We start from the raw sequence: 2158 nt of genomic DNA, 5'->3' as shown, positions 1-2158 counted from the left end.
TGAACAGCTTCATCGGCATCGCCAAGACCCAGACCACCAACCTCGCGGTGGTTGCACCCGGTATCGCCGAGGCCCTGCTGGCCACCGCCCTGGGCCTGGTTGCCGCGATCCCCGCAGTGGTCATCTACAACGTCTTCGCCCGTTCCATCGCCGGTTACAAGGCACAGGTTTCCGACGCTTCGGCGCACGTGCTGCTGCTGGTCAGCCGCGACCTGGACCACCAGCCAGGCGAGCGTTCCGCTGCGCCACACATGGTGAAAGTGGGGTAAACCATGGGCCTGCATCTTAACGAGGGCGGCGACGATCTCGCCGAGAACCACGAAATCAACGTCACGCCGTTCATCGACGTGATGCTGGTACTGCTGATCATCTTCATGGTGGCGGCGCCCCTGGCCACGGTCGACATCAAGGTCGACCTGCCGGCCTCGACCGCCAAGCCCGTGCCCAGGCCGGAGAAGCCGGTGTTCCTCAGCGTCAAGGCCGACCAGAACCTGTACGTCGGCGACGATCAGGTGCAACGCGACCAGCTGGGCGCGGTACTGGACGCCAAGACCAAGGGCGACAAGGACACCACCATCTTCTTCCAGGCTGACAAGGGCGTCGATTACGGCGACCTGATGGAAGTCATGAACACCCTGCGCGCAGCCGGCTACTTGAAGGTCGGCCTGGTGGGACTTGAGACGGCAGCCAAGAAATGACCAATACGCGGCATAAACTGGCGCGCTACGGCGTCAGCCTGGCGATTGTGCTGGCCGTGCATGCCGTTGCCGTGGTGCTGATGCTCAACTGGTCGGTGCCCCAGGCAATCGAACTGCCGCCTGCGGCGATGATGATCGAGATGGCGCCGATGCCCGAGCCGGCCCCACCACCGCCGCCGAAGGTCGTGGCCCNNGGCCCCGCCACAGCCGCCGACGCCGGTCGAGGAGCCACCACTGCCCAAGGTGGCAGAAGCGCCCAAACCGAAAATCGCGATACCCAAGCCACCGCCCAAGCCCAAGGCCAAGCCCCAGCCTCCGAAACCGGAGAAAAAACCGGAGCCGCCGCAGGACAAGCCGGTCGACCAGGAAACCGTGGATTCCCCGCCAAGCAACGCTCCGGCGCAGAAATCCGCAGCACCGGCGCCAAGCATCGCCGCCAACAGCAATGCCCTGCCGACCTGGCAGAGCGACCTGTTGCGTCACCTTGGCAAGTACAAGCGCTACCCGGAAGACGCGCGTCGGCGGGGCCTGCAGGGCATCAACCGGCTGCGCTTCGTGGTCGACGCCGAAGGCAAGATCCTGTCGTACTCGCTGGCCGGTGGTTCAGGCAGCGCGGCACTGGACCGGGCAACCCTGGAAATGATCCGCAAGGCTCAACCCGTGCCCAAGCCGCCTCAGGAACTGCTCAACAACGGCAGTATCGAAGTGGTCGCGCCGTTCGTGTACTCGCTGGACAAGAAACGCTGAGTTGTTTGTTTCTGTCACACGCACGCAAGTCTGATAACGTGCGTCTATCGATTGCAGCCGCTATGCTGGGCTCGCAACTTCATGGACGCACGTTATGACCCTCACAGAATTGCGCTACATCGTCACCCTCGCTCAGGAACAGCACTTCGGCCACGCGGCCGAGCGTTGCCACGTCAGCCAGCCGACCCTGTCGGTGGGCGTGAAGAAGCTGGAGGACGAGCTGGGCGTGCTGATCTTCGAGCGCAGCAAGAGCGCGGTGCGCTTGACCCCGGTCGGCGAAGGCATCGTGGCCCAGGCGCAGAAGGTACTGGAGCAGGCCCAGGGCATCCGTGAACTGGCCCAGGCCGGCAAGAACCAGCTGACCGCGCCGCTCAAGGTGGGGGCCATCTATACCGTCGGCCCGTACCTGTTCCCGCACCTGATTCCGCAACTGCACCGGGTTGCCCCGCAGATGCCGTTGTACATCGAAGAAAACTTCACCCATATCCTGCGTGACAAGCTGCGCAACGGCGAGCTGGACGCGGTGATCATCGCCCTGCCGTTCAATGAAGCCGACGTGCTGACGCTGCCGCTGTACGACGAGCCGTTCTACGTGCTGATGCCCAGCGAGCATCCCTGGACGAAGAAAGAGACCATCGACGCCAGCCTGCTCAACGACAAGAGCCTGCTGTTGCTCGGCGAAGGCCACTGCTTCCGCGACCAGGTGCTGGAGG

The 2158-nt window shown here is 63.9% G+C and carries 3 protein-coding genes and 1 pseudogene; all 4 read left to right on the top strand.

Annotated features, from left to right (window positions below; all coding sequences use genetic code 11):
* The coding region (locus tag B4I46_RS16910) for a MotA/TolQ/ExbB proton channel family protein (RefSeq protein WP_286901063.1) at positions 1-269 on the top strand (269 nt) is incomplete at its 5' end.
* A gap of 3 nt (positions 270-272) precedes the next feature.
* Positions 273-698 carry a TonB system transport protein ExbD gene (gene exbD / locus B4I46_RS16905; RefSeq protein ID WP_043861563.1) on the top strand — a complete coding sequence of 142 codons (426 nt, stop codon included), beginning with the start codon at positions 273-275 and terminating at the stop codon, positions 696-698.
* Positions 695-1445, top strand: a pseudogene (locus tag B4I46_RS16900) (energy transducer TonB). Before exbD ends, B4I46_RS16900 begins: the two are co-directional and overlap by 4 nt.
* A 94-nt stretch (positions 1446-1539) precedes the next feature.
* The coding region (locus B4I46_RS16895) for a LysR substrate-binding domain-containing protein (protein WP_286901061.1) at positions 1540-2158 on the top strand (619 nt) is incomplete at its 3' end.

The organism is Pseudomonas sp. UBA7500, assembly GCF_002478435.1.
Lineage (GTDB): Bacteria > Pseudomonadota > Gammaproteobacteria > Pseudomonadales > Pseudomonadaceae > Aquipseudomonas > Aquipseudomonas palmensis.
The sequence above is the reverse complement of the archived record's forward strand: the minus strand, read 5'-3'. Positions and strand labels throughout refer to the sequence as shown.